This is a genomic window from Leeuwenhoekiella aequorea, assembly GCF_004104375.1.
Taxonomy (GTDB): domain Bacteria; phylum Bacteroidota; class Bacteroidia; order Flavobacteriales; family Flavobacteriaceae; genus Leeuwenhoekiella; species Leeuwenhoekiella aequorea.
Map to the genome: position 1 here is coordinate 89,491 of NZ_QOVM01000005.1, position 22,893 is coordinate 112,383.

Consider the following 22,893-nt stretch of genomic DNA (forward strand, 5'->3'; position numbering starts at 1 on the left):
CTATGATTAATACACCAGAAGCAACGGATAATATTGAGTTTAGACCATTAAAACTAAGTGGTCTCGAACCCTTGATTATTACTCCCGAAAGCAATTTTGTAAATGTAGGAGAACGTACGAATGTTGCTGGATCCCGTAAGTTTTTACGTCTTATAAATGAAGATAAGTTTGATGAAGCTCTGGCTATTGCAAGAGAGCAGGTAGATAATGGAGCTCAAATCATTGATGTTAATATGGACGATGGTCTTATTGACGGAAAGAAAGCAATGGTGACGTTTCTAAATTTAATTGCTGCAGAGCCAGACATTTCAAGAGTTCCTATTATGATAGATAGCTCAAAGTGGGATATTATCGAAGCAGGTCTACAAGTGGTGCAAGGAAAGTGCGTTGTTAATTCAATAAGCTTAAAAGAAGGAGAATCCGAATTTATAGCACATGCAAAAAAGATTAAGCGATATGGTGCTGCAGTAGTAGTTATGGCGTTTGATGAGGTGGGACAGGCAGATAATTATGATAGACGCCTTGAAATAACCAAACGTAGTTATGATATTTTAGTAAACAAGGTTAATTTTCCTCCAGAAGATATCATTTTTGATCTTAATATTTTTCCCGTCGCTACGGGGATGGACGAGCATAAACTCAATGCAATAGATTTTATAGAGGCTACGCGCTGGGTGAAGAATAATCTGCCTTACGCAAGTGTGAGTGGTGGTGTAAGTAATGTATCCTTTAGTTTTAGAGGAAATGATACGGTGCGTGAAGCTATGCACTCGGTATTTTTATATCACGCAATAAAAGCAGGAATGAATATCGGGATTGTAAATCCGTCTATGCTAGAGATTTATGATGATATTCCTAAAGAATTACTTACTCACGTTGAAGATGTTATTTTAAACAGGAGGGATGACGCCACAGAGCGACTTTTAGATTTTGCAGAAAGCGTAAAGGGAACTTCAAAAGAGAAAGTTGTTGATCTTGCCTGGCGAGAAGAACCACTGCAAAATAGAATTACTCGAGCATTAGTTAAGGGGATAGACGCGTATATTCTTGAAGATATTGAGGAGGCACGATTGGCATCAGAAAAACCGCTACACGTGATAGAAGGACATTTAATGACCGGAATGAACGTTGTGGGAGATTTATTTGGAAGCGGAAAGATGTTTCTTCCGCAGGTTGTAAAGTCTGCACGAGTGATGAAAAAAGCAGTTGCTTATTTATTGCCGTATATCGAAGAAGAAAAACTTAAAAATCCGCCGCCAGCAGATGAGAAAGCAAAATCTAATCTGGTATTGATGGCAACCGTGAAAGGGGATGTACACGACATAGGGAAAAATATTGTGAGCGTCGTTTTAGCGTGTAATAATTACGAGATAATAGATATGGGCGTGATGGTGCCTCCAGAGAAAATTATCGCAACGGCAAAAGAGCGTAACGTAGATATTATAGGTCTTAGTGGTCTAATTACGCCTTCTCTGGACGAGATGGTGTTTTTGGCTAAAGAAATGAAGAGACAAAATTTTACGGTACCGCTTTTAATAGGTGGTGCAACGACGAGTAAAGCGCATACAGCCGTAAAAATCGATCCCGAATACCCTGAAGCTGTGGTGCATGTTAATGATGCGTCCAGAGCGGTAACTGTAGTTGGAGATTTACTGAATCCCGAATCCAGATTAAAGTATAAGTCTGACATTAAAGAAGATTATGCACTTTTTAGAACACGCTTTCTTACCCGCGGAAAAAAACGTGACTTTCTAAGTATAGAGCAAGCCAGAGCTAACAAATGGAAACTTAACTGGGAGAATTTTGAAGCTTATACGCCCAATGAATTAGGTATACAGGTAGTAGAAGAATTTGATCTCAATAAGCTTGTGGATTATATTGACTGGTCTCCATTTTTTAGAAGTTGGGATCTGCACGGTAAATACCCTGAAATTCTTGATGATGAAGTGGTGGGCGCACAAGCACAAGAACTTTTTGCAGATGCCAAGAAGATATTAGAAAAAATTCTAAGCGAGAAATTGCTCACTGCCAAAGCGGTGTTTGGTCTTTTTAAAGCAAATACTGTAAATGATGATGATATTGAGATTGTCACATCAAATTTAAGCGGGGAGCAACACGAGTTTATTTTTAGAACCCTGCGTCAACAAAGCAAAAAAGCATCGGGTAAACCCAATATTGCACTTTCAGATTTTATAGCTCCAAAAGAAACCGGCAAGCAAGACTATATGGGATGCTTTTGTGTAACGGCTGGTTTTGGAACACAAGAGTTAGCTGCAAAATATGAAGCAGAGCACGATGATTATAACAGCATTATGGTAAAAGCACTGGCAGATCGTTTTGCAGAGGCTTTTGCAGAATATCTACATAAAGAAGTACGTACTAAACACTGGGGATATGCTAGTGAGGAGGCGTTGAGCAATGCCGAATTAATTAAGGAACAATACAAAGGTATACGGCCTGCCCCGGGATATCCTGCGTGCCCAGATCACTTAGAAAAACTCACGATTTGGGATGTTCTAGATGTTCATAAAAATATAGGCGTAGAGCTTACCGAAAGTTTGGCTATGTGGCCTGCAGCTTCGGTGAGTGGTTATTATTTTGCAAATCCTGAAGCACGTTATTTTGGCTTAGGAAAAATTAAAATGGATCAGGTTAAAGATTTTGCAGAGCGGAAAAATATTGAAGTAAGAATGGCAGAAAAATGGTTAAATCCTAATATTTCTGATGATTAGAATGCGCTAGGGATTGAGCTCTTGCCGGAGCTCGTTGAAGCGGAAGCGAATACAGCGACGAGCGAAAGCCCGACCCAACGGCTAGCGCCCAAAAAAAAAAATAATTGTTCAATTAAAAATACCTGAGAAATTCTGTAAAACGAATTAGGGAATATCATGAAAATTACAGAACACATTAAAGCAGCAAATGGAAAAACCTTATTTTCTTTTGAATTAATTCCACCTCGTAAGGGTAAAAGTATCCAGGAGCTTTATAATAACATCGATCCATTAATGGAGTTTAAGCCTCCATTTATTGATGTGACTACGTCTCGTGAAGAATATATTTATATAGAAAAAGATGGACTTTTAGATAAGAAAGTAACGCGTATGCGTCCGGGTACTTTAGGTATTTGTGCTTCTATTAAACATAAGTATAATGTAGATACCGTGCCGCATGTATTGTGTGGTGGCTTTACAAAAGAGGAGACCGAATATTTGCTGGTAGACTGTCATTTCTTAGGAATTCATAATGTTATGGCCTTACGCGGTGATGCAATGAAAGAGCAGCAATATTTTGAAGCTACAGATGGTGGTCACGAGTATGCGCTAGGACTTGTAGAGCAGATTGCAGAAATGAATAAGGGGCGTTACTTAAACAATGTTGTTGAAACATCAGACTGTTCTAATTTTTGTATAGGTGTTGCTGGTTATCCAGAAAAACACCTAGAAGCTCCATCATTAAAAACAGATTTGAAGCGACTGATTCAAAAAGTAGAAGCAGGTGCAGATTATGTTGTTACACAGATGTTTTTTGATAATAAAAAGTATTTTGAATTTGTAGATCTGGTACGGGCAGAAGGTATAGATATCCCTATAATTCCTGGAATTAAACCTATTGCTGTTAAGCGTCACCTTCAATTATTACCGCAGGTTTTTAAAATTGATCTTCCGCAGGATTTGATAGATGCAGTAGACGATTGCAAGTCAAATACAGAGGTGAGACAAGTAGGGATTGAATGGGCCATACAACAATCTAAAGAGCTTATGGATGGCGGCGCTCCTGTACTTCATTACTATTCTATGGGTAAAAGTGATAATGTACATGCAATTGCTTCTGCACTTTTTTAAGTGACTCCAAATCTTAAATAAATGCATACTTTTGCCGACATTCTATTTTTCAATGAAATATAAATTACTGTTTTTGTTAGTATGTTCTTTTTCGGCATTTAGCCAAGAGATAGAACAGAAACCCTATAGTTTAGATGCCAATTTTTTTTACGGTACAATTTTACAGCACAATAAAGATCTAGCTCATTTAATTACAGGACATCCTACCGGTGTTATTCTAAGCTACAACCGCAGAACGTATGGTTTTAATGACTGGGAAGCGCGTTACAATTATCCTGATTACGGTTTTTCTTTTATAGCTCAAGATCAAAAAAATGAATTTTTAGGAGAGAATTACGGTTTATACGGTCATTTTAATTTTTATGCACTTAATAGAAAATTAATGTTGCGTGTAGGTCAAGGGGTGGCAGTCACTACAAAACCTTTTGATATCGATAAGAATTTTAGGAATAATGCATACGGCTCTACATTGTTAAGTTCGACTTATATTATGATGAACTACAAACAGCCTAACATCATAGATAAAATAGGATTGCAAACCGGGATTTCTTTAATTCATTATTCTAATGCTAATGTGAAATCTCCTAATGCCAGTACAAATTCGTTTACATTTAATCTAGGTCTTAACTATCAGTTGTCTGATGAAGAGGCGTTTCCTGGATATATCCCAAAAGTAAAAAGCAGGTATTCTGAACCTATTAAGTGGAATCTTGTTTTACGAAGTGGGGTAAATGAGAGCGATTATATAGGCCTTGGACAGCAACCTTTTTTAATAGTTTCCTCGTTTATTGATAAAAGAGTGTCGCATAAAAGCACTTTACAACTAGGAGCAGATCTTTTTTTGAGTCCGTTTTTGAAAGATCAAATTGAGTATGAGAGTATTGCGTTGAAGCAATATAATACGCAGGGAGATGAAGATTGGAAACGCGTAGGGGTGTTTGCAGGTCACGAGCTGCGTCTTAATAAAAATGCTTTTGTCACTCAGCTAGGTTATTATGCGTATTACGATTATGATTTTGAAGGAAGAGTTTATTTTAGAGGCGGTTTAAAGCGTTATTTTACTCCAAAGATATTTGGGGCTGTCACCTTAAAATCTCACGGTGCTAAAGCGGAAGCTGTAGAATTTGGAATAGGTATTAGACCTTAATTTAATAATAAACAGTCCACTTCTTAAATTTCTGAGATTTAAAATCTTTAAGAAGATAGGTTAAACTATCTGCCAGTTTCTTTTTATTTTTTATAAGTAAAACGTTGTTTGTGTCCTTCATAAGTGACTTAAAACGTTCTAGCTGCCCTGATTCATTTATAGGCAAATAATTTTCTTTCCATTTTTGAGTTGTCTCAAATCGTATGTCTCGTTGCGCTTCAAAATTAGAATCGTAAATAGTTATTACTTGTTCTCCAAGATAAAAAGGAGCAGAGGAAAGTAAATTGTCATAAACGAGCACTTTATAATCTTCATTAGTGCGCTGCTTGTTAATAAATGTATATTCTGGTTTTAGAGCATTAATAATAAAGCTATTTTGACTACTAAAAGCGGTATAAATAAGCACAAGAAAACAGAGCGTCCCTGTGATTAAATAAAGAGATTGTGTAGTAGGATTAGCTTTAAATCTATAAATCATAAAATAGCCAAATGCCAGAATACTTAATAATAAACTGATTGAAGAAAACCAACTGAAATCCAATAGAGGAATAAAAGGAAAAACGATTACAGCTACTAACAGGATAGAAAGTGATACTATGAATACGTAGTAATACTCTATTTTATCTGTACGGGAATGATTAATAAAAATGCTTCCGAAGTACATAGCCAGAAATGGATATAAAGGGAGTATGTATAAAAGCAGCTTTGAAGAAAATAAAGAGAATGTAATTAATATTGAAAGTGCTGTAAAACCTGCAACTTTAGAAGGTTTATCAACTTGTAAGGTTTTCCTTTTTTTGCAAATAGTAATAACCACAGGCACAATCCAAGGTAATGCTAGTGCAGGTGCAATAAGTGCATAAAACCAAAAAGGTTTTGCTCTGTGAAAAGTTTCAGCATTTATACTTCGATTTATAATCTGTTCCTGAACAAAGTAATCCCACAGTTCTGGTTTATGGTAAATTATTAGCGCAAACCAAGATCCCGAAACGATAACCAAGGTAATTAGCCCCAGAACGGAATGTATTGAAAAGGCAGGTTTTTCTTTATTAATGATTTTGTAGCAGATTACAAATAGCATAACAGGTAAGAAAGCTACAGGTCCTTTTGTCAAAAATGCCAATCCTAAAACTATGTAAAACAGATAAAGCCGTATTTTCTTTTCCTTAAGTTTAAACTGAAGCCAGAAATATATACTCCAAATTATAAAAGTGTTTAAATAAATATCTGTGGTGAGGTTGCGTGCGGCGATAAGAACAATAGGAAAACTAAAATAGATAAGTGCTGAGGTTATGGCTACTTTTTCATCTTTAAACCATAGCAATACTATTTTGTATATAAGTATAATTTGAAACAGGAGCGCTACACTTAGGAAGAAGCGAGCACCATATTCATTAAAGCCAAAAATTTTATACCCTACGGCTGTAATCGCATAGGTAATAGGTGGCTTGTGATAATGCCCTATATTAAGTAAAGAAGGATGAAGATAATTATTGCTTATTGCCATCTCTCTGCCTATCTCGGCATATCTGGCTTCACTACTTTCTGTAAGTCCCCAACTTCCTTGACCCAAATTTAAAACGCAAAATAGTATAAGAAGAATAAGGTAAAATGACTTTTTCAAAATCGTATTTTAAGATGCCTCAAAATTGTAATTTTTTATCGGTTTTACTAAAAAAGAGATTGATAAATTAGGGAGATACGATTTTAGTACACTTGTACATTTGATAAAATTTAGGCTACCTACTGCATTTAGCGTAATTTGCCGCACGATAAAATTAAAGACACATTTTATCTTAAAAGTTTTAGTTATGAGATTTTTCATTGGGCTCTTGGTTTTAGTACTTGTTTCCTGCGGTTCAGATAATATAGGTGACTGTTTTGATTCACAAGGTGATATTGTAGAAGTTACTTACGAGTTACCCGCATTTACCCGATTACGAAGTGAAACTGATGTCATTGTCTATTTAAAACAAGGTCCTGTTCAAAAAGTGGTGTTGAAAACAGGAGAAAATATGCTTAGCGATGCACAAATAGAAGTGATTGATGGCGATCTTTTAAGACTTAAAAACAATAAGCGATGTAATCTTGTGCGAGATTACGAGAATTTTATAGTATATGTAACAACTCCTAACCTTACGGAGATACGTAATGCGTCTGGTCAAGATATTATAGGAGAGGGAGTTCTTGAGTTTCCTTCTTTAACATTACTTAGTGATACATCTTTTGATTCTGAAGGTGGTCCTGCGCAAAAAAGTGGTAATTTTCATTTAGAGCTAGAGTCTACAAATATGGTCATACGCGCTAATGGTAAAAGTGTTTTCTACCTAAGCGGAAGCACTCAAAATTTAAACGCAAATTTTGCTAATGAAGGTCCTAGATTAGAATCTAGAGATTTACTAATTCAAAATTTTGTATTCTCTCAAACATCTGCAAATAAAATGATTGTTAATCCGCAGGCCAGTATTAAAGGAAGAATTTTTGGTACAGGAGATGTTATTTCTGTCAACAGACCACCTGTTGTTGAGGTAGAAGAACTTTATACCGGCCGTCTTATTTTTGAAGACTAACTTCACTTTATGAAACACATTTTATTGGGTTGCTTATGTATATTTAATTTAGGGCTTCAAGCTCAGGATCTTGATTTTACAGGAGAGAAAAAACCCATTACTTTAGATGCTTCTTATTTCTACGGAACAATTCTAGAACACAATCCAGATATAAATCACCTCATCACTGGGCATCCTACCGGAATGATTTTAAGTTACAACCATAAAACATATGGTTTTAATGAATGGGAGCGTCGCTATAATTATCCCGATTATGGTTTTTCAATGATTTACCAAGATTTGGATAATGAGTTTCTGGGAGAAAATCTGAGTCTTTACGGTCATTTTAATTTCTATTTCCTAAACCGAAATGCCTATTTTAGAATAGGACAAGGTGTGGCATTAGCTGGAAAGCCTTATGATGCCGAAACCAATTACCAAAATAACGCATACGGCACAAAATTGTTGAGTTCGACATATATAGCGCTTCAATATAATAAGCAGAATATATATAAAGGTTTTGGTGTAAATGCGGGATTTACCGTGGTTCATTATAGTAATGCGAATTTACGAGCGCCAAATAACAGTACAAATACGTTTGCTTTTAATGTTGGAGCAAACTACAATTTAGATCACGAGGAGTTTCCGGAATACATCCCTGAGGGCGAACGCACAAAATATACAGAACCTGTTCATTATAACTTGGTACTTAGAGGAGGTGTCAATGAAAGTGACATTATAGGACAAGGTAGATTTCCGTTTTTTGTTGTTTCGGCATTTGCAGACAAACGTATTAATCACAAGAGTACTTTAGTGGCTGGTACAGATGTGTTTTTTGCTTATTTTTTCAAGGAGCTTATAAAGTTGCAGGCAGCGTCTTTTCCAGAACTTGAAGTAGACGGTGATGAAGATTGGAAACGTGTAGGTTTGTTTGTAGGTCACGAGTTGCGCTTTAATAAAATAGCATTTGTATCTCACTTAGGCTACTATATTTATTATCCTTATGAATTTGAGAATCGTTTATATAATCGACTGGGACTAAAGCGCTATTTTTCTGAAGATGTGTTTGCTTCTGTTACTGTAAAAGCTCACGGCGCAAAAGCAGAAGGTGTCGAATTTAGTGTAGGATATCGATTTTAAACTAACTAGGTGCAACTTAGGTATTTCGGTCTAAAATTGTATTTTCACAGTTAATACATGATGGTGAAATTAAGACTTCTTTTAGCGTTTGTTTTGTGCTTCACAAGCTGTAAAGATCTGGAAACCCAGAAAGTTTCTTCAGATGAATTAGTGCAGGAAGAGCTCAAAACAATTAAAATGAATGAGGTAGAAGAATACCCTTCTTTTGCCATTTGTGATTCGCTTAAAAATCAAGAATTACGATATCAATGCTTTAAAACACAGTTAGCACTTAATTTTCAACGCCAGCTTTCAAATAAACCTATTATTGTAGAAACCGAATTAAATGATACAATCTGGCTGTATCTTAGTATAAGTGAATTAGGGGATTTAAAGATAGAGCGTGTCGAAATTCCAGATACAATTGCACTGCAACTTCCTGAACTAGAACTTTGGCTAAAGGATAGTCTAGACTCGTTACCTCGAATTACACCTGCTAATAAGCGCAGTATCCCCGTAAAGACAGCATTTAAAATGCCTGTTTTAGTTAAAGTAGATTAGTTTTTACTTCTTAAAGGATCTACCCTTCCATTCAAATTTCCCAAACTGACTCCAAACTGCAATATAGACGGTGAAAAAAGGATGTAAAAAAAGCACTACCAAATAATATTTTAAGGATTTAGTTTGTCTAAAAAGAGTTGCAGTTAAATAGATTAGACAAAAGTCTATGAATAATTTTATTAGGACTAAATACCCAATGTCTTTAAAAAAAAACAGACTTGCGATACCGGCAATATTTCCTGTTAATACAAGAAGAGAAGTGCCTATTGCAAAGACACTTGTATAAGCCGATGCTTTTGATGCCCAGCGCTTACGTTGCTGTGAGAGTTGGCTAAATGTAGTTTGTGCGTTTGAGTAAACTAAGGCATCCTTACTATTCATATAAACAACTGAGTCTACGCTGCTATCTGCAAATTTCTGAAGGAGAAACAAATCATCTCCACTCGCAATGTGATTGGTGTTTTGATAACCATTAAGTTTTAAAAATTCGTGTTTCGAGAAAGCCAGATTCGCGCCATTGCACATAAATGGTTTGTTGAGACCAAAACTACCTATCGTGGCTCCCTGTAAACTTAAAAAGTCTAATTGCTGAAACACATTGAGAAATCCTTGTTGTGGAAATAATGTTACTGGTCCCGCTATAAATTTTATTAATGGTTGCTTAGCCTTAAAGTCGATTGCATGTAACCAGTTTTTAGGAACGCTACAATCTGCATCTGTGGTAACAATCCAGTCAAAAACAGATAAGGAAATGCCTTTGGTAAGTGCATCTTTCTTGGGTGATCCTGAAAAGCGTACACTATCTACTACTTTTAAATTTAGAGAATGACACTCTATAAATTTTTGAATAACCTGTAGTGATTGATCGCTCGAGTCATCATTAACTAATAGAATCTCGTATAAAGACTTCGGGTAATCGAGTGCAGAAAGAGAATTGAGAAGTCGCTCCAGATTTTCAGCTTCATTTCTAAATGGGGTTACTATAGTAAACCCAGTAAAAGGTTTATTATCTATGTTATGGTCTGAAATCGTATATGTAGGGAGGATTAAAAATCCGTAGCAGAAGAATGCTATAAGAATAACATAGAGGATTAGGCAAGCTTCTAGAAGGATCACGCTTATTATGTTTAGCTTTGTGTTTGCTTCAAAGATGTAAAAAAATAAGTTTGAAATCAGAAAAAATCATTTTAGGTATCGATCCGGGAACCACAATTATGGGGTTTGGTCTTATACGCGTGGTAAATAAAAAAATGGAGTTTATGCAACTCAACGAGTTGATGTTAAAAAAGTATGATGATCCTTACGTTAAGCTCAAACTTATTTTTGAACGTACTATAGAATTAATAGACACTTATCACCCTGATGAGATGGCTCTTGAAGCTCCGTTTTTCGGAAAAAATGTACAATCTATGCTAAAGCTGGGACGCGCTCAGGGAGTTGCTATGGCTGCGGGATTGTCACGACAAATACCGGTAACCGAATATTTACCTAAAAAGATTAAAATGGCAATTACCGGTAATGGAAATGCCAGTAAAGAGCAAGTAGCAAAAATGCTTCAGAGTTTGCTAGGCCTTAAAACACTGCCCAAAAATCTGGATAGTACAGATGGTCTCGCAGCAGCTGTTTGTCATCATTTTAATTCAGGTCGAGTTGAGGTTGGTAAAAGCTACACAGGGTGGGATGCCTTTGTAAAGCAAAATGAAAAACGTGTGGTTTCTGCTAAGCCGGCAAAAGGTCTTTAACACTAATGTATGGATAAAGTTTTTGTAAAAGAAACTGGTAATGCAACTCCTGAGTCTAAGCAGTTAGGGCTCTATATTCATATTCCCTTTTGCAAACAGGCGTGTCATTATTGTGATTTTCATTTTTCTACTTCATTAGGCAAAAAGAAGGATCTTGTTGATGCTCTTTGTAAAGAACTCGTTTTGAGAAAAGATGAAATTGCAGGAGTCGTACAAACCATTTACTTTGGAGGGGGCACTCCTAGTTTATTAAATGCTGAAGAGCTAGAACAAATCTTCACAACAATAGCCGCCAATTTTAATATAGGAAACAATCCTGAAATTACATTAGAGGCAAATCCAGATGATTTAACCGAAGAGAAGCTAGTGGTCCTTGCTAATTCAAAAATCAACCGACTAAGCATAGGTGTGCAGTCCTTTTTTGAAGAAGATTTAAAATTGATGAATCGTGCACACAACGCGACTGAAGCCGTAAAATCGCTTGAACTTGCAAAAAAATACTTTGATAATATTTCAATAGATCTCATTTATGGTATGCCAGAAATGAGTGACGACCGCTGGAAAAAAAATCTAGATCAAGCTATTGCTCTAGCTATTCCTCACATCTCCAGCTATGCGCTTACCGTAGAGCCTAATACTGCACTTTATAAGTTTATTGAAAAAGGAGTTGTCAAACCAGTAGATGACGCTGTAGCTCAAGCTCATTTTGAAATTTTAATCGATCGCATGCAGCTGGAAGGTTTCGAGAATTATGAATTTTCAAATTTTGGAAGACAAGGTTATTTCTCTCAGAACAACACGGCCTATTGGACCGGGAAATCATATTTAGGTATAGGACCTTCGGCACACAGTTATGATGGTTCTGTGCGTAGTTGGAACATAAATAACAACCCAAAGTATATAAAGGAAATTCAGTCTAATAAATTACCTATCGAGCGCGAATCATTATCAGTCACAGATAAATATAACGAGTATGTAATGACTGGTTTGCGTACGATCTGGGGCATTTCTCTTGATCACATCAAAATAAACTTCGGAATAAAATACAAGGAGTATGCAGTAGAGCAGGCAAAAAAACACATAGAAGCGCATTTATTATTTGTTGATGGAGAGCGTATACTTGTTACTAAAAAAGGGAAATTTTTAAGCGATGGTTTGGCAAGTGACTTGTTTTTAATTAACCTTTCCTAACTTTATTGGAAACTTATAAGTAGTACTATTTATTCAGAACATATGCGGGCAAAAGTAGAAATTGATAATAGAGAATATGCGGTAGATTTTTCAAAACCCATAGACATAAGCATTCCGTTAGTAAACGGAGCTATAAATCCTGTTGCCTGGTATCTGGATGCTCCTAAAATAGAACCTGTAAAAGAAGGTAAATGGATAGCTGCTGTAGCGCAGGGAGCTGTTGTTAATTTTAATAATATTTATTTTAACCCGCATGGACATGGAACGCATACCGAATGTGTGGGTCACATAACCGAAAATGTTCACAGCATTAATCAAAGTTTAAAGACATTTATGTTTAGTGCAGAAGTGATCACATTAATTCCAGAAGCTCAGGGAGAAGATCTTGTTTTTACAAAAATGCAAGTGGCAAAAACTCTTGGCAGCAAACGACCTCAAGCCTTAGTGCTGCGTACCTTGCCCAATACGTCTAGTAAAAAAAGCAGAAAATGGTCAAATACAAACTGGCCTTACCTTCTAGATGAGGCGATGGGTTATCTTAGGGAATGTGGGATTAAGCACTTGCTTTTAGACTTGCCTAGTGTAGATAGAGAAAAAGATGACGGGGCACTCGCTTCTCATAAGGCATTTTGGGATGTAAATGGAACATTGCGAATGGATGCAACAATCACAGAGATGATTTTTGTGCCGCACACCGTGTCTGATGGTTCCTACTTGCTTAACCTGCAGATAGCATCTTTTGAAAATGACGCAGCACCTAGTAAACCGGTATTGTATGCTCTGGAATAATGAATAATTTCACTAGAGGTTAAAGACGTTCAAATAGTCTAAATAGGTTTTAAGAAAATGCGTCTAAGCTAAATTACAAACTAGCCTTATCTTTGTTTTTATGGAATATTTATTCATTGGATTAGCTTTAGGAAGTGTAATCGCCTATTTCGTTTTTAATCGCTTTAATAAAGGTCAGCGTAAGCAGGATGCCCAGCAACAGTCGGTTGTTTTGATAGAAAAGATACGCAACGTCTGTAAATTCATAACAGTTGAGGGTGATTTTTCAGAAATCTATCATTACCAAAATGTAAAAGATAAGTGGTTAAATCTTTTTCTCGGAAGTAAAAAAGCACTCGTGCTTATAGATGCTAAAGCATATATTGGTTTTGATCTTACCAAAATTAAAATGCATCCAGATATTGCAAACAGGACGATTATATTAACAGACTTTCCACAACCCGAATTATTAAGTATAGAAACAGATTTTAAGTACTATGATAAAAAGGAAGGTTGGGCAAATCCTTTTACTTCAACAGATTTAACTGAAATAAATAGAGAAGCAAAAAAGCAGATTGTAGATAAAGTACCGCAAAGCGGACTTTTTGCTGAGGCATCAAAGCAAGCTTTAAGTACTGTTGCCCTAATGGAAAACCTAGTACAAACCATAGGCTGGAAGCTCGACTACAATGCGCTTCAGAATTCCGTAGAGCAACCTAAAATAGCATCAAAAAATGAATACTAGAAAATGGAGTGTGCAACTCGCTGATGAAGCAGGTATTGCCACCCTCAATAAACTGGCTCATATTATATGGCCAATTACATTTAAAGATATTTTAAAGCCGGCGCAAATAAGCTATATGCTTGAGTTGATGTATAGCATAGATTCTTTAAAACAGCAGCAGGAGAAAGGCTGCAGACTCTATATTCTTTCTGCAGACGATGAGCCTATAGGTTACTTGTCTTTAGAGCACGAGACAGGAACTTCTCGCCTACAAAAAACAGATCTAACAAAAGTGCATAAGATTTATGTATTACCTGCCTACCACGGTACCGGAGCAGGGAGATTTCTTATGGATTTTGCTCTGGATGAAGCACGACGATACAAAAGCTCTGGAGTTTTTTTAAATGTTAATCGATATAATAAAGCAACAGGTTTTTATGAGCATTACGGTTTTAATATCGCGTATAGCGAGGATATAAATATTGGTGATGGCTACCTGATGGAAGACTATGTAATGTATCATCCTTTTATTTAATATATGCTGAATGAGGATGGATGTAGAAAGCTATCGCGAATATTGCATCAATAAAAAAGGCGCATCAGAGGTATTTCCATTTGATGAGAATACGCTTGTCTTTAAGGTAATGGGCAAGATGTTTGCCTTAAGTAGTCTCGCCAGTTGGGAAGAAGGTCAACCACGGATTAACTTAAAATGTGACCCAGAAAAAGCATTGCAATTACGTACAGATTACCCGGATAGTATTTTTCCGGGATATCATATGAGTAAAGTGCACTGGAACACAATTGTAATGAATGGAGAACTAAACCCAAAACAATTAAAAGAATTTATAGATGATAGCTACACGCTAATCATTAGCAGTCTAAGGAAAAAACTTAGAGAAGAATTAAAAAGTGGTGATTAGGAGCTTAGTTATCTTGATTATATAGATATTAATAACGAGCTGCCAGAACGCAAAATAAATAATAAAAATCTTGAAGCTGTGATTTGTACAAGCTTCCAAACCTATGCAAAATCCTAAAGAATCATATTTAGACCTCATAAAAACCTATACAGGTCAATTAGAAAAAATAAAATCAAAATTAATTCAAAGCAGCATGTTGAGGCTTGCAATATTTCTTGCAGCAGCATTTGCAGTTTATTTTTTCTGGTCTAATTCACAAATAGTAATTGGAATAGTAATAGCAGTGATAATCTTGTTTCTAATTCTAGTTTCAAGACACTCTAATCTTCAATATAAGCGTGACTTTTTTCAGCAATTAATTCAGATTAATGAAACCGAAATGAAGGTTTTAGATAGGCAATTTCACGATCTCCCAGATGGGGGAAATCATAACAATCCACTACATCCATTTAGTCTTGATATTGATTTATTTGGTCGGGGCTCTTTTTATCAATATATCAATAGAAGCGGCTTAAAAAGTGGCGAACGGAAGTTGGTAGAACTACTTACTGCAAATAGTATATCTAATATAGAGCAAAAACAAGAGGCCATACGCGAACTTGCAGATAATCTAGAGTGGCGCCAAAATTATCTGGCCACTGCAGCTCTGGTAAAAACTACTACATCTTCAGAATCAATTATCAGGTGGTTGAAAAATTATACTGGCTTTGCACCATGTATGATGAAATGGTTGCCTAACCTTTTTTCGGCTGTATCTCTGGTATTATTTATTTTAATTTATTTCGATTTTATACCAGAAAGTGTATTGATAGGATGGTTTTTTATAGGTCTTATTATCACCGGTATTTATGTAAAAAAAGTAAACAGCTTATGGGATAATTCGGGCAAAGCACAATCTACATTTGAGCAGTATTATAAATTGATGCTTCTTTTAGAAAAGCACGAGTTTAAATCAGAATACCTAAAAGCGCAACAGCAGAAGATTAAATCTGAGAAAGCTAATGCATCTGGAGTTATTAAGCAGTTTTCAAAAATGCTGGGAACATTAGATCAGCGTTCTAATTTACTGGTAGGAACTTTTATGAATGCGTTTTTTTTATCAGATCTAAGACAAGTTTATAAGATAGAACAATGGATAAAAACAAATGCAGATAAGGTAGAAGAATGGTTTGATGTAATTGCCTTCTTTGACTCTCAAAACAGTCTGGGAAATTTTAGTTTCAATCATCCACAATATACATATGCAAAAATTACAAATACGAGGACGACTTTTAAAACAACTGGTTTAGCACATCCGCTATTAGACCCTAAAAAAGCTGTTACAAATGATTTTGAAATTGATAATAAGCAATTCTTTATCATCACAGGAGCTAATATGGCAGGTAAGAGCACCTTTCTACGCACCGTATCTCTAAGTATTGTAATGAGCAATGTGGGACTTCCAATATGTGCGGATTCTGTGACATATACTCCCATAAAATTGATAACAAGTATGCGTACCAGCGATTCACTTACCGATGATGAATCCTATTTCTTTTCAGAATTAAAGAGGCTTCAATTCATAGTAAATGCAATTAAAAGCGATACCTACTTTATCATTCTAGATGAAATTTTAAAAGGAACAAATAGCACCGATAAAGCTATAGGCTCCCGTAAATTTATCGAAAAGCTTGTAGGTTCGCATTCTACAGGTATAATTGCAACTCATGATCTCAGTCTTTGCGAGGCAGCAGATGATCTGGATCAGGTAAAAAACTATTACTTTGATGCGCAGATTAAAGATGACGAACTATTCTTTGATTATACATTTAAGAAGGGTATTTGTCAAAATATGAATGCTTCCTTTCTCCTTCGGAAGATGAATATTATAGACGCTTAATATGGATTCATTAACTCAAATTGTTTTAGGAGCTGCAGTGGGTGAGGCGGTTTTAGGGAAAAAAGTGGGGAATAAAGCTATGCTTTATGGAGCAATTGCAGGTACGATTCCAGATCTAGATACGATCGTAGGTGAATTTCTTGATCCCTTGACAGCTATTGAGATTCATAGGGGAATTAGTCATTCTATTGTCTTTAGTCTATTTATGGCACCCATATTGGGGTGGATTGTAGCAAAAATTCACAGAAAAGAAATTGCTACCTGGCAAAATTGGTCTTGGTTGTTTTTCTGGGGTTTAGTAACGCATCCATTACTCGATGCGCACACAACTTGGGGAACTCAGTTGTTTTGGCCATTTGATTTGCGACTCGCTTATCAAAATATTTTTGTGATAGATCCACTTTATACAGTTCCTTTTCTAATTTTTTTAATCTTGGCTTTACGGCTCCCTAAAACATCAGAAAAACGCAGAAAGTGGAACCTTCTCGGTCTTATTGTAAGTACGTCTTATATGGTTCTCACCTTACTATTAAAATGGATAAGTTTTGGCAAGTTTGAGCAGGCTTTAGCAGATAAAAATATACAATATGCAGAACTAGATACACGGCCTGCAGCTTTCAATACCATATTATGGTATGCTAATATTGATGCCGGAGACAAGTATCTCTTAGCAGATTATTCCTTTTTTGATACACAACCCATAACTTTTAGAGAAATACCTAAAAACCACAATTTGCTTGGAGAACTTGCAGCATCTAAAACCGTAAAACGTCTTGCAAAAATTGCCGAAAACTGGTATGCCATCGAAGTGAGAAATAGAGATTTTTACTTTAATGATTTACGTTTTGGAACTTATGATCTGAAAGCAAAAGATTTAAAGTTTGTATTCAGCTATAAATTGATTTCAAACTCAAATGGAGCACTCAAAATAAAAGAAGCAGAGCGCGATCCGGAGGCTATGAAAGAAGTCTTAACGGGTCTCTGGTCTAGAATATGGGGAAATTAAAATTGTGAGCACTTAAAATAAATACATACAATTATGCACTACAAATTATCTGAAATCGCATCAAAAGAAATAATGCCGGGATATAACGGTAAATTGGTTCATACACGAAACACATCGTTGGCTTTTTGGGATGTACAGGAAGGTGCTGAGGTTCCTGAGCATAGTCATATGAATGAACAAATAATGCATGTTATAGAGGGTGAATTTGAATTTACTTTAAACGGAGAAACAAAGGTGTATTATCCTGGAGATATCGTAGTGATTGCTCCACATTTAAAGCATAGCGGTAAGGCCCTTACTCCTTGTAAACTTATGGATGTATTTAGTCCTACCCGAGAAGAATACAGATAAGGATTAAAATTTATTCTAGAAATTTTGATAAGTAGATAAGCAATTAAAACGACCAGATCATGATTATAGATTTAAGCGGTAAAAATGCACTAGTAGGTGGGAGTACTTCCGGAATAGGAAAAGCCATTGCATTACAATTAGCAGCGAGTGGTGCTAATGTAACACTGATGTCTAGATCTAAAGAAAAGCTAGAAATGGTAAAGGAACTATTGCCATCAATTAAAGGTCAAAATCACCAGATTTTAGTCGTAGATTTTACAGACTTTGAATCGTATAAAAAAAATATCGCAAAATACTTTGAGAATAATCACATAGATATTCTGGTAAATAATACACAAGGTCCTGCCTCGGGAACTGCACTAGATAAAGAGGTCTCAGATTATCAGCAGGCTTTTGATTTGTTATTCAAAACCGTTGTTTTAACTACAGAATTAGCTTTAAACGGAATGCGCAACGCGCAATGGGGTCGTGTGATTAATGTAGCTTCGGTATCTGTAAAAGAGCCTTTATCGTATTTAGTTTTGTCTAATAGCATACGAGCTGCAGTTGTTACTTGGGCAAAAAGTCTCGCTTCGGAAGTAGGTCAAGACCAAATCACAGTAAACAGTATTCTTACCGGATATTTTGATACCGAACGTATCACATCGCTCAATGCACAAAAAGCTCAGGAACAAGGTGTTTCAGAAGAGGAAGTCTTAAAGCAAATGGAAGCAAAAGTACCGGTACGCCGTATCGGTAAACCGGAGGAATATGGCTTTTTAGTTTCCTTTTTAGCTTCAGAACAGGCTTCTTATATCACAGGAACGCAAATTCCTATAGACGGTGGTTTACTAAGTAGCTTGTAAATAAATAGAATATTAAAACCGATAGCTGTTAATACCTAATTAGCTGCTAGGATTAGAGTTTAGCTAACTGCTTCTTTTCAATCCAATAAATATTAGATTCTGTAAAAAGTAAATTGGTTTCACTTTTATGAAAACGCGCTTTGGAGTTGGTAAAATCAAGAGTGTAGTTTTCATTTAAGTCTGTAGATTCGGTAGTAAAAAAGATATACTTACCTTCTTGTCGCCACGTTCCTTTACCATACTGGTTTTCTTCCTTGCAAATTTTACAAATAAGTTTGCGGTAAAAATGAAATTCAAATCTACCGGAAGGATTGAGTGTTAACTCATAAACGATTACTCCACCATCATCAATATTAATAATTTGATTGTAGTTTCCTGAAAAATTTTGAGCTTGAGCACAATAGCTCGTAAAGATGAAAGCAACAAGAAATAAGTAGTTCATGGTAGAAGTTTAAAAATCAGGATCAAAAAGTATTCCAATTAGGCAACACGTTTTTTATAGGCTCGCGGACTTATACCTTTTTGTTTTTTGAAATAACGATTAAAATTAGAAACCGAATTAAAACCACAACTGTAAGCGATAGTTGCAATAGCCTCTAGATCTCTAGTAGTGCGTAGCATTTGACAAGCGTGTTCTATACGCAACTCGAGCAAAAACTGATTGAAGGTTTTATTAGTTCGCTCTTTAAAAAACCTACAAAAAGCAGTTGGACTCATTGCGGCGATCTCAGAAATTTCTGAAAGGCTAATGCGTTCTCTAAAATAAGTTAAGCAATAATCAAATACGCTGCTCATACGCTGCCCTTCGGTATCTGTATAGTTGGAGTTTTTGGTAAAATTAGAAAGGAGTTCTTTTTTAGCATTATTTAAATGGTAAAGCAAACGCATAAAACTCATAAAACGTTTGAGGTGAGCAGTATTCTTTAAGATTAGAAACTCTTTCAGTAATCGATCGTTTATATCTAAAACTCTAAACCCTGAGGCAGCCTTTTTAAAGAAAGAATTAAAATCTTTTAATTCTTCAGTTTCAAAAAACGAAGTGCCGAAACCTTCCCGGTTAAAAAATACAGTAAGCATATGAGAAAGGTGCTCAGTATGTGCATCGCTTCTAAATACGTGAGGTAAGTTTCCGCCGAAAACTAAAATATCACCCCTGTTAAAGCGAGATATAGTATCGCCTACAAGCAGTTTACCACTGCCAGAAACAATATAACTTATCTGTATTTCGGGATGTTGATGTAATTGATCGTAAAACGAGGGTTCACGATCTTCTTGAAAGATGAGCGCGTTATTATCCGATTTAGGTATTTTAAAAGGTAAAACTTTCAATTCGTAATATTTGACGTGAAATTCTGTTCAAAATGAGTAATTAGGTTAATATATGCAAACTTCTGGCTAAAAACTACAAAATCAATTCTTAGAAAGGCTGTTACTTTTGTTTAAGTAACAAACATCAGAAACTATGCAAATTAATTGGGAAGGCGTGATGCCGGCAGTAACCACAAAGTTTACAGCAGACGATAAATTAGATCTTGATTTATTTGAGATTAATATTAAAGCACAACTTGACGCCGGTGTGCACGGTATTGTTCTAGGTGGTACGCTTGGTGAAGCAAGTACATTAACAGATGAAGAAAAGAGCATCTTAACACGCAAAACTGTAGAGATCGTAGCTGACAGAGTACCTGTGATGATGAATATTGCCGAGCAAACTACAAAAGGAGCAATTGCAGCAGCAGCTCAGGCAAAAAAAGATGGTGCAAATGGTTTAATGATGTTGCCTCCTATGCGCTACAAAGCAAATGATGCAGAAACTGTGGCTTATTTTAAAGCAGTTGCGCAAAGTACTAGCTTGCCTATAATGGTTTATAATAATCCTATAGATTACAAGATAGAAGTAACACTTGATATGTTTGAAGACTTACTACAAGAAGCAAATATTGTTGCTGTTAAAGAGTCTACCCGCGATATTTCTAATGTAACGCGAATTAAAAATCGTTTTGGTGATCGTTTAAAAATTATGACCGGTGTAGATACACTGGCTCTCGAGAGTTTATTGATGGGAGCAGATGGCTGGGTTGCCGGCTTGGTTTGTGCATTTCCGGCAGAGACGGTTGCTATTTATGAATTGCAAAAAGCAGGACGTATTGCAGAAGCTTTAGAGATTTACCGATGGTTTTTACCGCTTTTAGAATTAGATATAGATGCCCAACTCGTACAAAATATTAAACTTGCTGAAGTGCATACAAATATAGGTTCTGAACACGTGCGTGCACCGCGTCTTCCTTTGTCTGGAGCACGTCGTGAAGAAGTACTTAAAATTATTAGTCTTGGGTTAGCGAGCCGGCCTAAATTGCCAGATTACAAAAATTTAAGTACAAGTGCTTCTATATAACAATTGCGTAACCTAAATTGGTAAACAAATGAATTTGAAGTGAATGACATAATTTTATGATCAGCTATTAATAACCCGAGAGGTTCTTAACTAAAAGCACAGGTATATGGCCCATAAAATTCATCTACACGAATTATATAGAATTGAATTATAAGATTTTAATCAAATACTTGATTAAACAAAAAAATAGAGCTAAAAGAAATTGAACACAATGATCACAGGTAAAAATTATATAGGGAGTAAAATTTCTGCGGAAGGTAACGTGACATATACTACGATAAACCCAAAATTAAATACTGAAAACGAGTGGGTATTTACTGAAGCTACCGAAGCCGAAGTTGATGCTGCTGCTACATTAGCTGCTGAAGCTTTTGAAGTTTATAAAAATAAAACCGATGCCGAACGTGCTCTTTTTTTACGTCAAATAGCCCTAGAGATTGAAGACTTGGGTCAACAACTTATCAACGCATACACTACAGAATCTGGTCTTCCAGAAGGTAGAGCAATGGGAGAGCGTGGTCGCACAATAGGCCAATTAAATGCGTTTGCATCGCTTTTAGAACAAGGTGACTGGGTACAGGCAACATTAGATTTAGCAGATCCTAAACGTACACCTGCACCTAAACCCGATTTACGTAAAATGCAGATTGCGATAGGTCCCGTTGCTGTTTTTGGTGCGAGTAATTTTCCGTTTGCATTTTCAACAGCAGGAGGTGATACGGCAAGTGCACTTGCAGCGGGTTGCCCGGTAATTGTAAAAAGCCATCCTATGCACGCTGCTACAGGTGAGTTAGTTGCTTTGGCGATTATTAAGGCAGCTCAAAAAACCGGAATGCCGGAGGGAGTGTTTTCTAATTTAAATAGTAAAGGAATAACTGTAGGCGAACAACTTGTAAAACACGCGGCAATTAAAGGTGTTGGTTTTACAGGAAGTATAAAAGCAGGTAAAGCATTGTGCAAAATTGCTGCAAACCGAGAAGAACCTATTTCGGTTTATGCAGAAATGGGAAGTATTAATCCAGTAGTTCTCTTACCTGAAGCACTAAAAGCAAGAGGAGAATCCTGGGCTCAAAAATATGCAGCGAGTATCAATATGGGAGCAGGTCAGTTTTGTACAAATCCCGGACTTATTCTGGGTATTGCAAGTACTGAGTTAGATAACTTTGGGAAGCATTTAGCTTCGTATATAGACGAGCAGATAGCAAGCTGTATGCTACATCCTAATATTCATTCGGCTTACGAGACCGGTAAACAAAATATGCTTGATGCTTCAGAAACCGAAGTTCTCGCAGTAAAACTGGCTACAAATGGTGCAAACGATGGGAAGCCTACACTTGTAAAAGTAAGTGGAGAGGCTTTTTTAGAAAATAAAGATTTGCATACTGAGGTTTTTGGACCTTTTTCGATGCTGGTTGCTTGTGATTCACAAACCCAGTTAGTAGAAGTCTTAAATCAATTAGAAGGGCAGTTAACAGGTTCCTTGATAGGTGATAGTTCTGAGGTTGCCAAATACAGTAAAGTTATTGATGCGTTACGCTCCCGAGTAGGAAGAATACTTTTTAACGGCGTTCCCACGGGTGTTGAGGTATGCCCCGCAATGCATCATGGTGGCCCTTTTCCTGCTTCTTCAGATTCTAAATTTACCTCTGTAGGTAATGACGCTATCTATCGATGGGTGCGTCCTGTTTCTTATCAAGATTGGCCACAAGAGATTTTACCAGCAGCCTTACAAGATGATAACCCATTAGGAATTTTACGCAAAGTAAATGGATTTTATACTAAAGCATAAATTTTATAGGTGAGACTGAGCCTGCCAGAGTCTTTGAAAAGCTCTGGATAAATCTATTGAGA

Annotated in this window: 22 protein-coding genes; 18 read left to right on the plus strand and 4 right to left on the minus strand. The window is 36.2% G+C overall.

Translation table 11 applies throughout. The features are described 5' to 3' along the window. Window positions 1–2 precede the first annotated feature (2 nt). From metH to DSM00_RS11550, 3 genes are all read left to right on the plus strand, one after another. Entirely contained in the window at window positions 3–2,732 is a 2,730-nt protein-coding gene (gene metH / locus DSM00_RS11540; protein WP_128758174.1) for a methionine synthase, read from the plus strand. 156 nt (window positions 2,733–2,888) lie between these two features. Next, window positions 2,889–3,842: a methylenetetrahydrofolate reductase [NAD(P)H] gene (gene metF, locus DSM00_RS11545; protein WP_128758175.1), complete on the plus strand. Its 954-nt coding sequence runs from the start codon at window positions 2,889–2,891 to the stop codon at window positions 3,840–3,842. A gap of 52 nt (window positions 3,843–3,894) precedes the next feature. After that, window positions 3,895–4,989 (plus strand): acyloxyacyl hydrolase, encoded by a 1,095-nt coding sequence (locus DSM00_RS11550; protein ID WP_128758176.1) that lies wholly within the window; start codon window positions 3,895–3,897, stop codon window positions 4,987–4,989. 1 nt (window position 4,990) lies between these two features. Here the strand turns inward: DSM00_RS11550 and DSM00_RS11555 are convergent, their stop codons facing one another. Beyond that, complete coding sequence (locus DSM00_RS11555) at window positions 4,991–6,613, minus strand: ArnT family glycosyltransferase (RefSeq protein WP_164916326.1); 1,623 nt, start codon at window positions 6,611–6,613, stop codon at window positions 4,991–4,993. A 187-nt stretch (window positions 6,614–6,800) separates the two neighbouring features. Between DSM00_RS11555 and DSM00_RS11560 the strand changes: the two genes are divergently transcribed. The 3 genes from DSM00_RS11560 to DSM00_RS11570 are packed head-to-tail and all read left to right on the plus strand — an operon-like array spanning window position 6,801 to window position 9,218. Next, on the plus strand, window positions 6,801–7,559 hold the full coding sequence (locus DSM00_RS11560; protein WP_128758178.1) for a head GIN domain-containing protein: 759 nt from the start codon (window positions 6,801–6,803) through the stop codon (window positions 7,557–7,559). Between the two features lie 9 nt (window positions 7,560–7,568). Next, window positions 7,569–8,678 (plus strand): acyloxyacyl hydrolase, encoded by a 1,110-nt coding sequence (locus DSM00_RS11565; RefSeq protein ID WP_128758179.1) that lies wholly within the window; start codon window positions 7,569–7,571, stop codon window positions 8,676–8,678. A gap of 57 nt (window positions 8,679–8,735) precedes the next feature. Beyond that, the gene (locus DSM00_RS11570) at window positions 8,736–9,218 is read left to right on the plus strand and encodes a hypothetical protein (protein ID WP_206633807.1); all 483 of its coding nucleotides are present in this window, start codon (window positions 8,736–8,738) and stop codon (window positions 9,216–9,218) included. A 3-nt stretch (window positions 9,219–9,221) separates the two neighbouring features. Here DSM00_RS11570 and DSM00_RS11575 read toward each other — a convergent pair whose 3' ends face one another. Next, window positions 9,222–10,334, minus strand: a complete 1,113-nt coding sequence (locus tag DSM00_RS11575) for a glycosyltransferase family 2 protein (protein WP_164916328.1) — start codon at window positions 10,332–10,334, stop codon at window positions 9,222–9,224. 50 nt (window positions 10,335–10,384) lie between these two features. Between DSM00_RS11575 and ruvC the strand changes: the two genes are divergently transcribed. The 10 genes from ruvC (at window position 10,385) to DSM00_RS11625 (ending at window position 18,647) form a co-directional block, all read left to right on the plus strand. Further along, window positions 10,385–10,960: a crossover junction endodeoxyribonuclease RuvC gene (ruvC, locus tag DSM00_RS11580; RefSeq protein ID WP_128758182.1), complete on the plus strand. Its 576-nt coding sequence runs from the start codon at window positions 10,385–10,387 to the stop codon at window positions 10,958–10,960. Between the two features lie 9 nt (window positions 10,961–10,969). Continuing rightward, window positions 10,970–12,151, plus strand: a complete 1,182-nt coding sequence (gene hemW / locus DSM00_RS11585; RefSeq protein WP_128758183.1) for a radical SAM family heme chaperone HemW — start codon at window positions 10,970–10,972, stop codon at window positions 12,149–12,151. 42 nt (window positions 12,152–12,193) lie between these two features. Then, entirely contained in the window at window positions 12,194–12,940 is a 747-nt protein-coding gene (locus DSM00_RS11590; RefSeq protein WP_128758184.1) for a cyclase family protein, read from the plus strand. A gap of 100 nt (window positions 12,941–13,040) precedes the next feature. After that, window positions 13,041–13,664 carry a DUF4230 domain-containing protein gene (locus DSM00_RS11595; protein WP_128758185.1) on the plus strand — a complete coding sequence of 208 codons (624 nt, stop codon included), beginning with the start codon at window positions 13,041–13,043 and terminating at the stop codon, window positions 13,662–13,664. Then, window positions 13,654–14,178, plus strand: coding sequence for a GNAT family N-acetyltransferase (locus DSM00_RS11600; RefSeq protein WP_128758186.1), 525 nt, complete (start codon window positions 13,654–13,656; stop codon window positions 14,176–14,178). The genes DSM00_RS11595 and DSM00_RS11600 overlap by 11 nt, the downstream gene beginning before the upstream one ends. Window positions 14,179–14,194: 16 nt before the next feature. Further along, window positions 14,195–14,566: an MmcQ/YjbR family DNA-binding protein gene (locus DSM00_RS11605; RefSeq protein ID WP_128758300.1), complete on the plus strand. Its 372-nt coding sequence runs from the start codon at window positions 14,195–14,197 to the stop codon at window positions 14,564–14,566. Between the two features lie 103 nt (window positions 14,567–14,669). After that, window positions 14,670–16,445: a MutS-related protein gene (locus tag DSM00_RS11610; protein ID WP_128758187.1), complete on the plus strand. Its 1,776-nt coding sequence runs from the start codon at window positions 14,670–14,672 to the stop codon at window positions 16,443–16,445. A 1-nt stretch (window position 16,446) separates the two neighbouring features. Further along, a complete protein-coding gene (locus tag DSM00_RS11615; protein WP_128758188.1) occupies window positions 16,447–17,451 on the plus strand; it encodes a metal-dependent hydrolase in 1,005 nt (334 codons plus the stop codon). A 33-nt stretch (window positions 17,452–17,484) separates the two neighbouring features. After that, entirely contained in the window at window positions 17,485–17,802 is a 318-nt protein-coding gene (locus DSM00_RS11620; RefSeq protein WP_128758189.1) for a cupin domain-containing protein, read from the plus strand. A 59-nt stretch (window positions 17,803–17,861) separates the two neighbouring features. Next, window positions 17,862–18,647, plus strand: coding sequence for an SDR family oxidoreductase (locus tag DSM00_RS11625; RefSeq protein WP_128758190.1), 786 nt, complete (start codon window positions 17,862–17,864; stop codon window positions 18,645–18,647). 52 nt (window positions 18,648–18,699) lie between these two features. On the opposite strand, the gene DSM00_RS11630 is transcribed toward DSM00_RS11625, so the two are convergent. Together DSM00_RS11630 and DSM00_RS11635 are read right to left on the minus strand one after the other, a co-directional pair. Then, entirely contained in the window at window positions 18,700–19,089 is a 390-nt protein-coding gene (locus DSM00_RS11630) for a hypothetical protein (RefSeq protein ID WP_128758191.1), read from the minus strand. A gap of 38 nt (window positions 19,090–19,127) precedes the next feature. Further along, window positions 19,128–19,976 (minus strand): AraC family transcriptional regulator, encoded by an 849-nt coding sequence (locus DSM00_RS11635; protein WP_128758192.1) that lies wholly within the window; start codon window positions 19,974–19,976, stop codon window positions 19,128–19,130. Between the two features lie 133 nt (window positions 19,977–20,109). On the opposite strand from DSM00_RS11635, the gene DSM00_RS11640 reads away from it, so the two are divergent. Together DSM00_RS11640 and DSM00_RS11645 are read left to right on the plus strand one after the other, a co-directional pair. Then, window positions 20,110–21,042, plus strand: coding sequence for a dihydrodipicolinate synthase family protein (locus DSM00_RS11640; RefSeq protein ID WP_128758193.1), 933 nt, complete (start codon window positions 20,110–20,112; stop codon window positions 21,040–21,042). A gap of 211 nt (window positions 21,043–21,253) precedes the next feature. Continuing rightward, on the plus strand, window positions 21,254–22,831 hold the full coding sequence (locus tag DSM00_RS11645; protein ID WP_128758194.1) for an aldehyde dehydrogenase (NADP(+)): 1,578 nt from the start codon (window positions 21,254–21,256) through the stop codon (window positions 22,829–22,831). Window positions 22,832–22,893: the final 62 nt, after the last annotated feature.

Coding starts and splice junctions, on each gene's coding strand:
- DSM00_RS11565 (WP_128758179.1), top strand. CDS start 7,569: ATGAAACACATTTTATTGGGTTGCTTATGTATATTTAATTTAGGGCTT.
- DSM00_RS11620 (WP_128758189.1), top strand. CDS start 17,485: ATGCACTACAAATTATCTGAAATCGCATCAAAAGAAATAATGCCGGGA.
- metH (WP_128758174.1), top strand. CDS start 3: ATGATTAATACACCAGAAGCAACGGATAATATTGAGTTTAGACCATTA.
- DSM00_RS11630 (WP_128758191.1), bottom strand. CDS start 19,089: ATGAACTACTTATTTCTTGTTGCTTTCATCTTTACGAGCTATTGTGCT.
- DSM00_RS11570 (WP_206633807.1), top strand. CDS start 8,736: ATGATGGTGAAATTAAGACTTCTTTTAGCGTTTGTTTTGTGCTTCACA.
- hemW (WP_128758183.1), top strand. CDS start 10,970: ATGGATAAAGTTTTTGTAAAAGAAACTGGTAATGCAACTCCTGAGTCT.
- DSM00_RS11615 (WP_128758188.1), top strand. CDS start 16,447: ATGGATTCATTAACTCAAATTGTTTTAGGAGCTGCAGTGGGTGAGGCG.
- DSM00_RS11610 (WP_128758187.1), top strand. CDS start 14,670: ATGCAAAATCCTAAAGAATCATATTTAGACCTCATAAAAACCTATACA.
- DSM00_RS11590 (WP_128758184.1), top strand. CDS start 12,194: ATGCGGGCAAAAGTAGAAATTGATAATAGAGAATATGCGGTAGATTTT.
- DSM00_RS11645 (WP_128758194.1), top strand. CDS start 21,254: ATGATCACAGGTAAAAATTATATAGGGAGTAAAATTTCTGCGGAAGGT.
- DSM00_RS11625 (WP_128758190.1), top strand. CDS start 17,862: ATGATTATAGATTTAAGCGGTAAAAATGCACTAGTAGGTGGGAGTACT.
- metF (WP_128758175.1), top strand. CDS start 2,889: ATGAAAATTACAGAACACATTAAAGCAGCAAATGGAAAAACCTTATTT.
- DSM00_RS11640 (WP_128758193.1), top strand. CDS start 20,110: ATGCAAATTAATTGGGAAGGCGTGATGCCGGCAGTAACCACAAAGTTT.
- DSM00_RS11605 (WP_128758300.1), top strand. CDS start 14,195: ATGGATGTAGAAAGCTATCGCGAATATTGCATCAATAAAAAAGGCGCA.
- DSM00_RS11600 (WP_128758186.1), top strand. CDS start 13,654: ATGAATACTAGAAAATGGAGTGTGCAACTCGCTGATGAAGCAGGTATT.
- DSM00_RS11550 (WP_128758176.1), top strand. CDS start 3,895: ATGAAATATAAATTACTGTTTTTGTTAGTATGTTCTTTTTCGGCATTT.
- DSM00_RS11595 (WP_128758185.1), top strand. CDS start 13,041: ATGGAATATTTATTCATTGGATTAGCTTTAGGAAGTGTAATCGCCTAT.
- DSM00_RS11560 (WP_128758178.1), top strand. CDS start 6,801: ATGAGATTTTTCATTGGGCTCTTGGTTTTAGTACTTGTTTCCTGCGGT.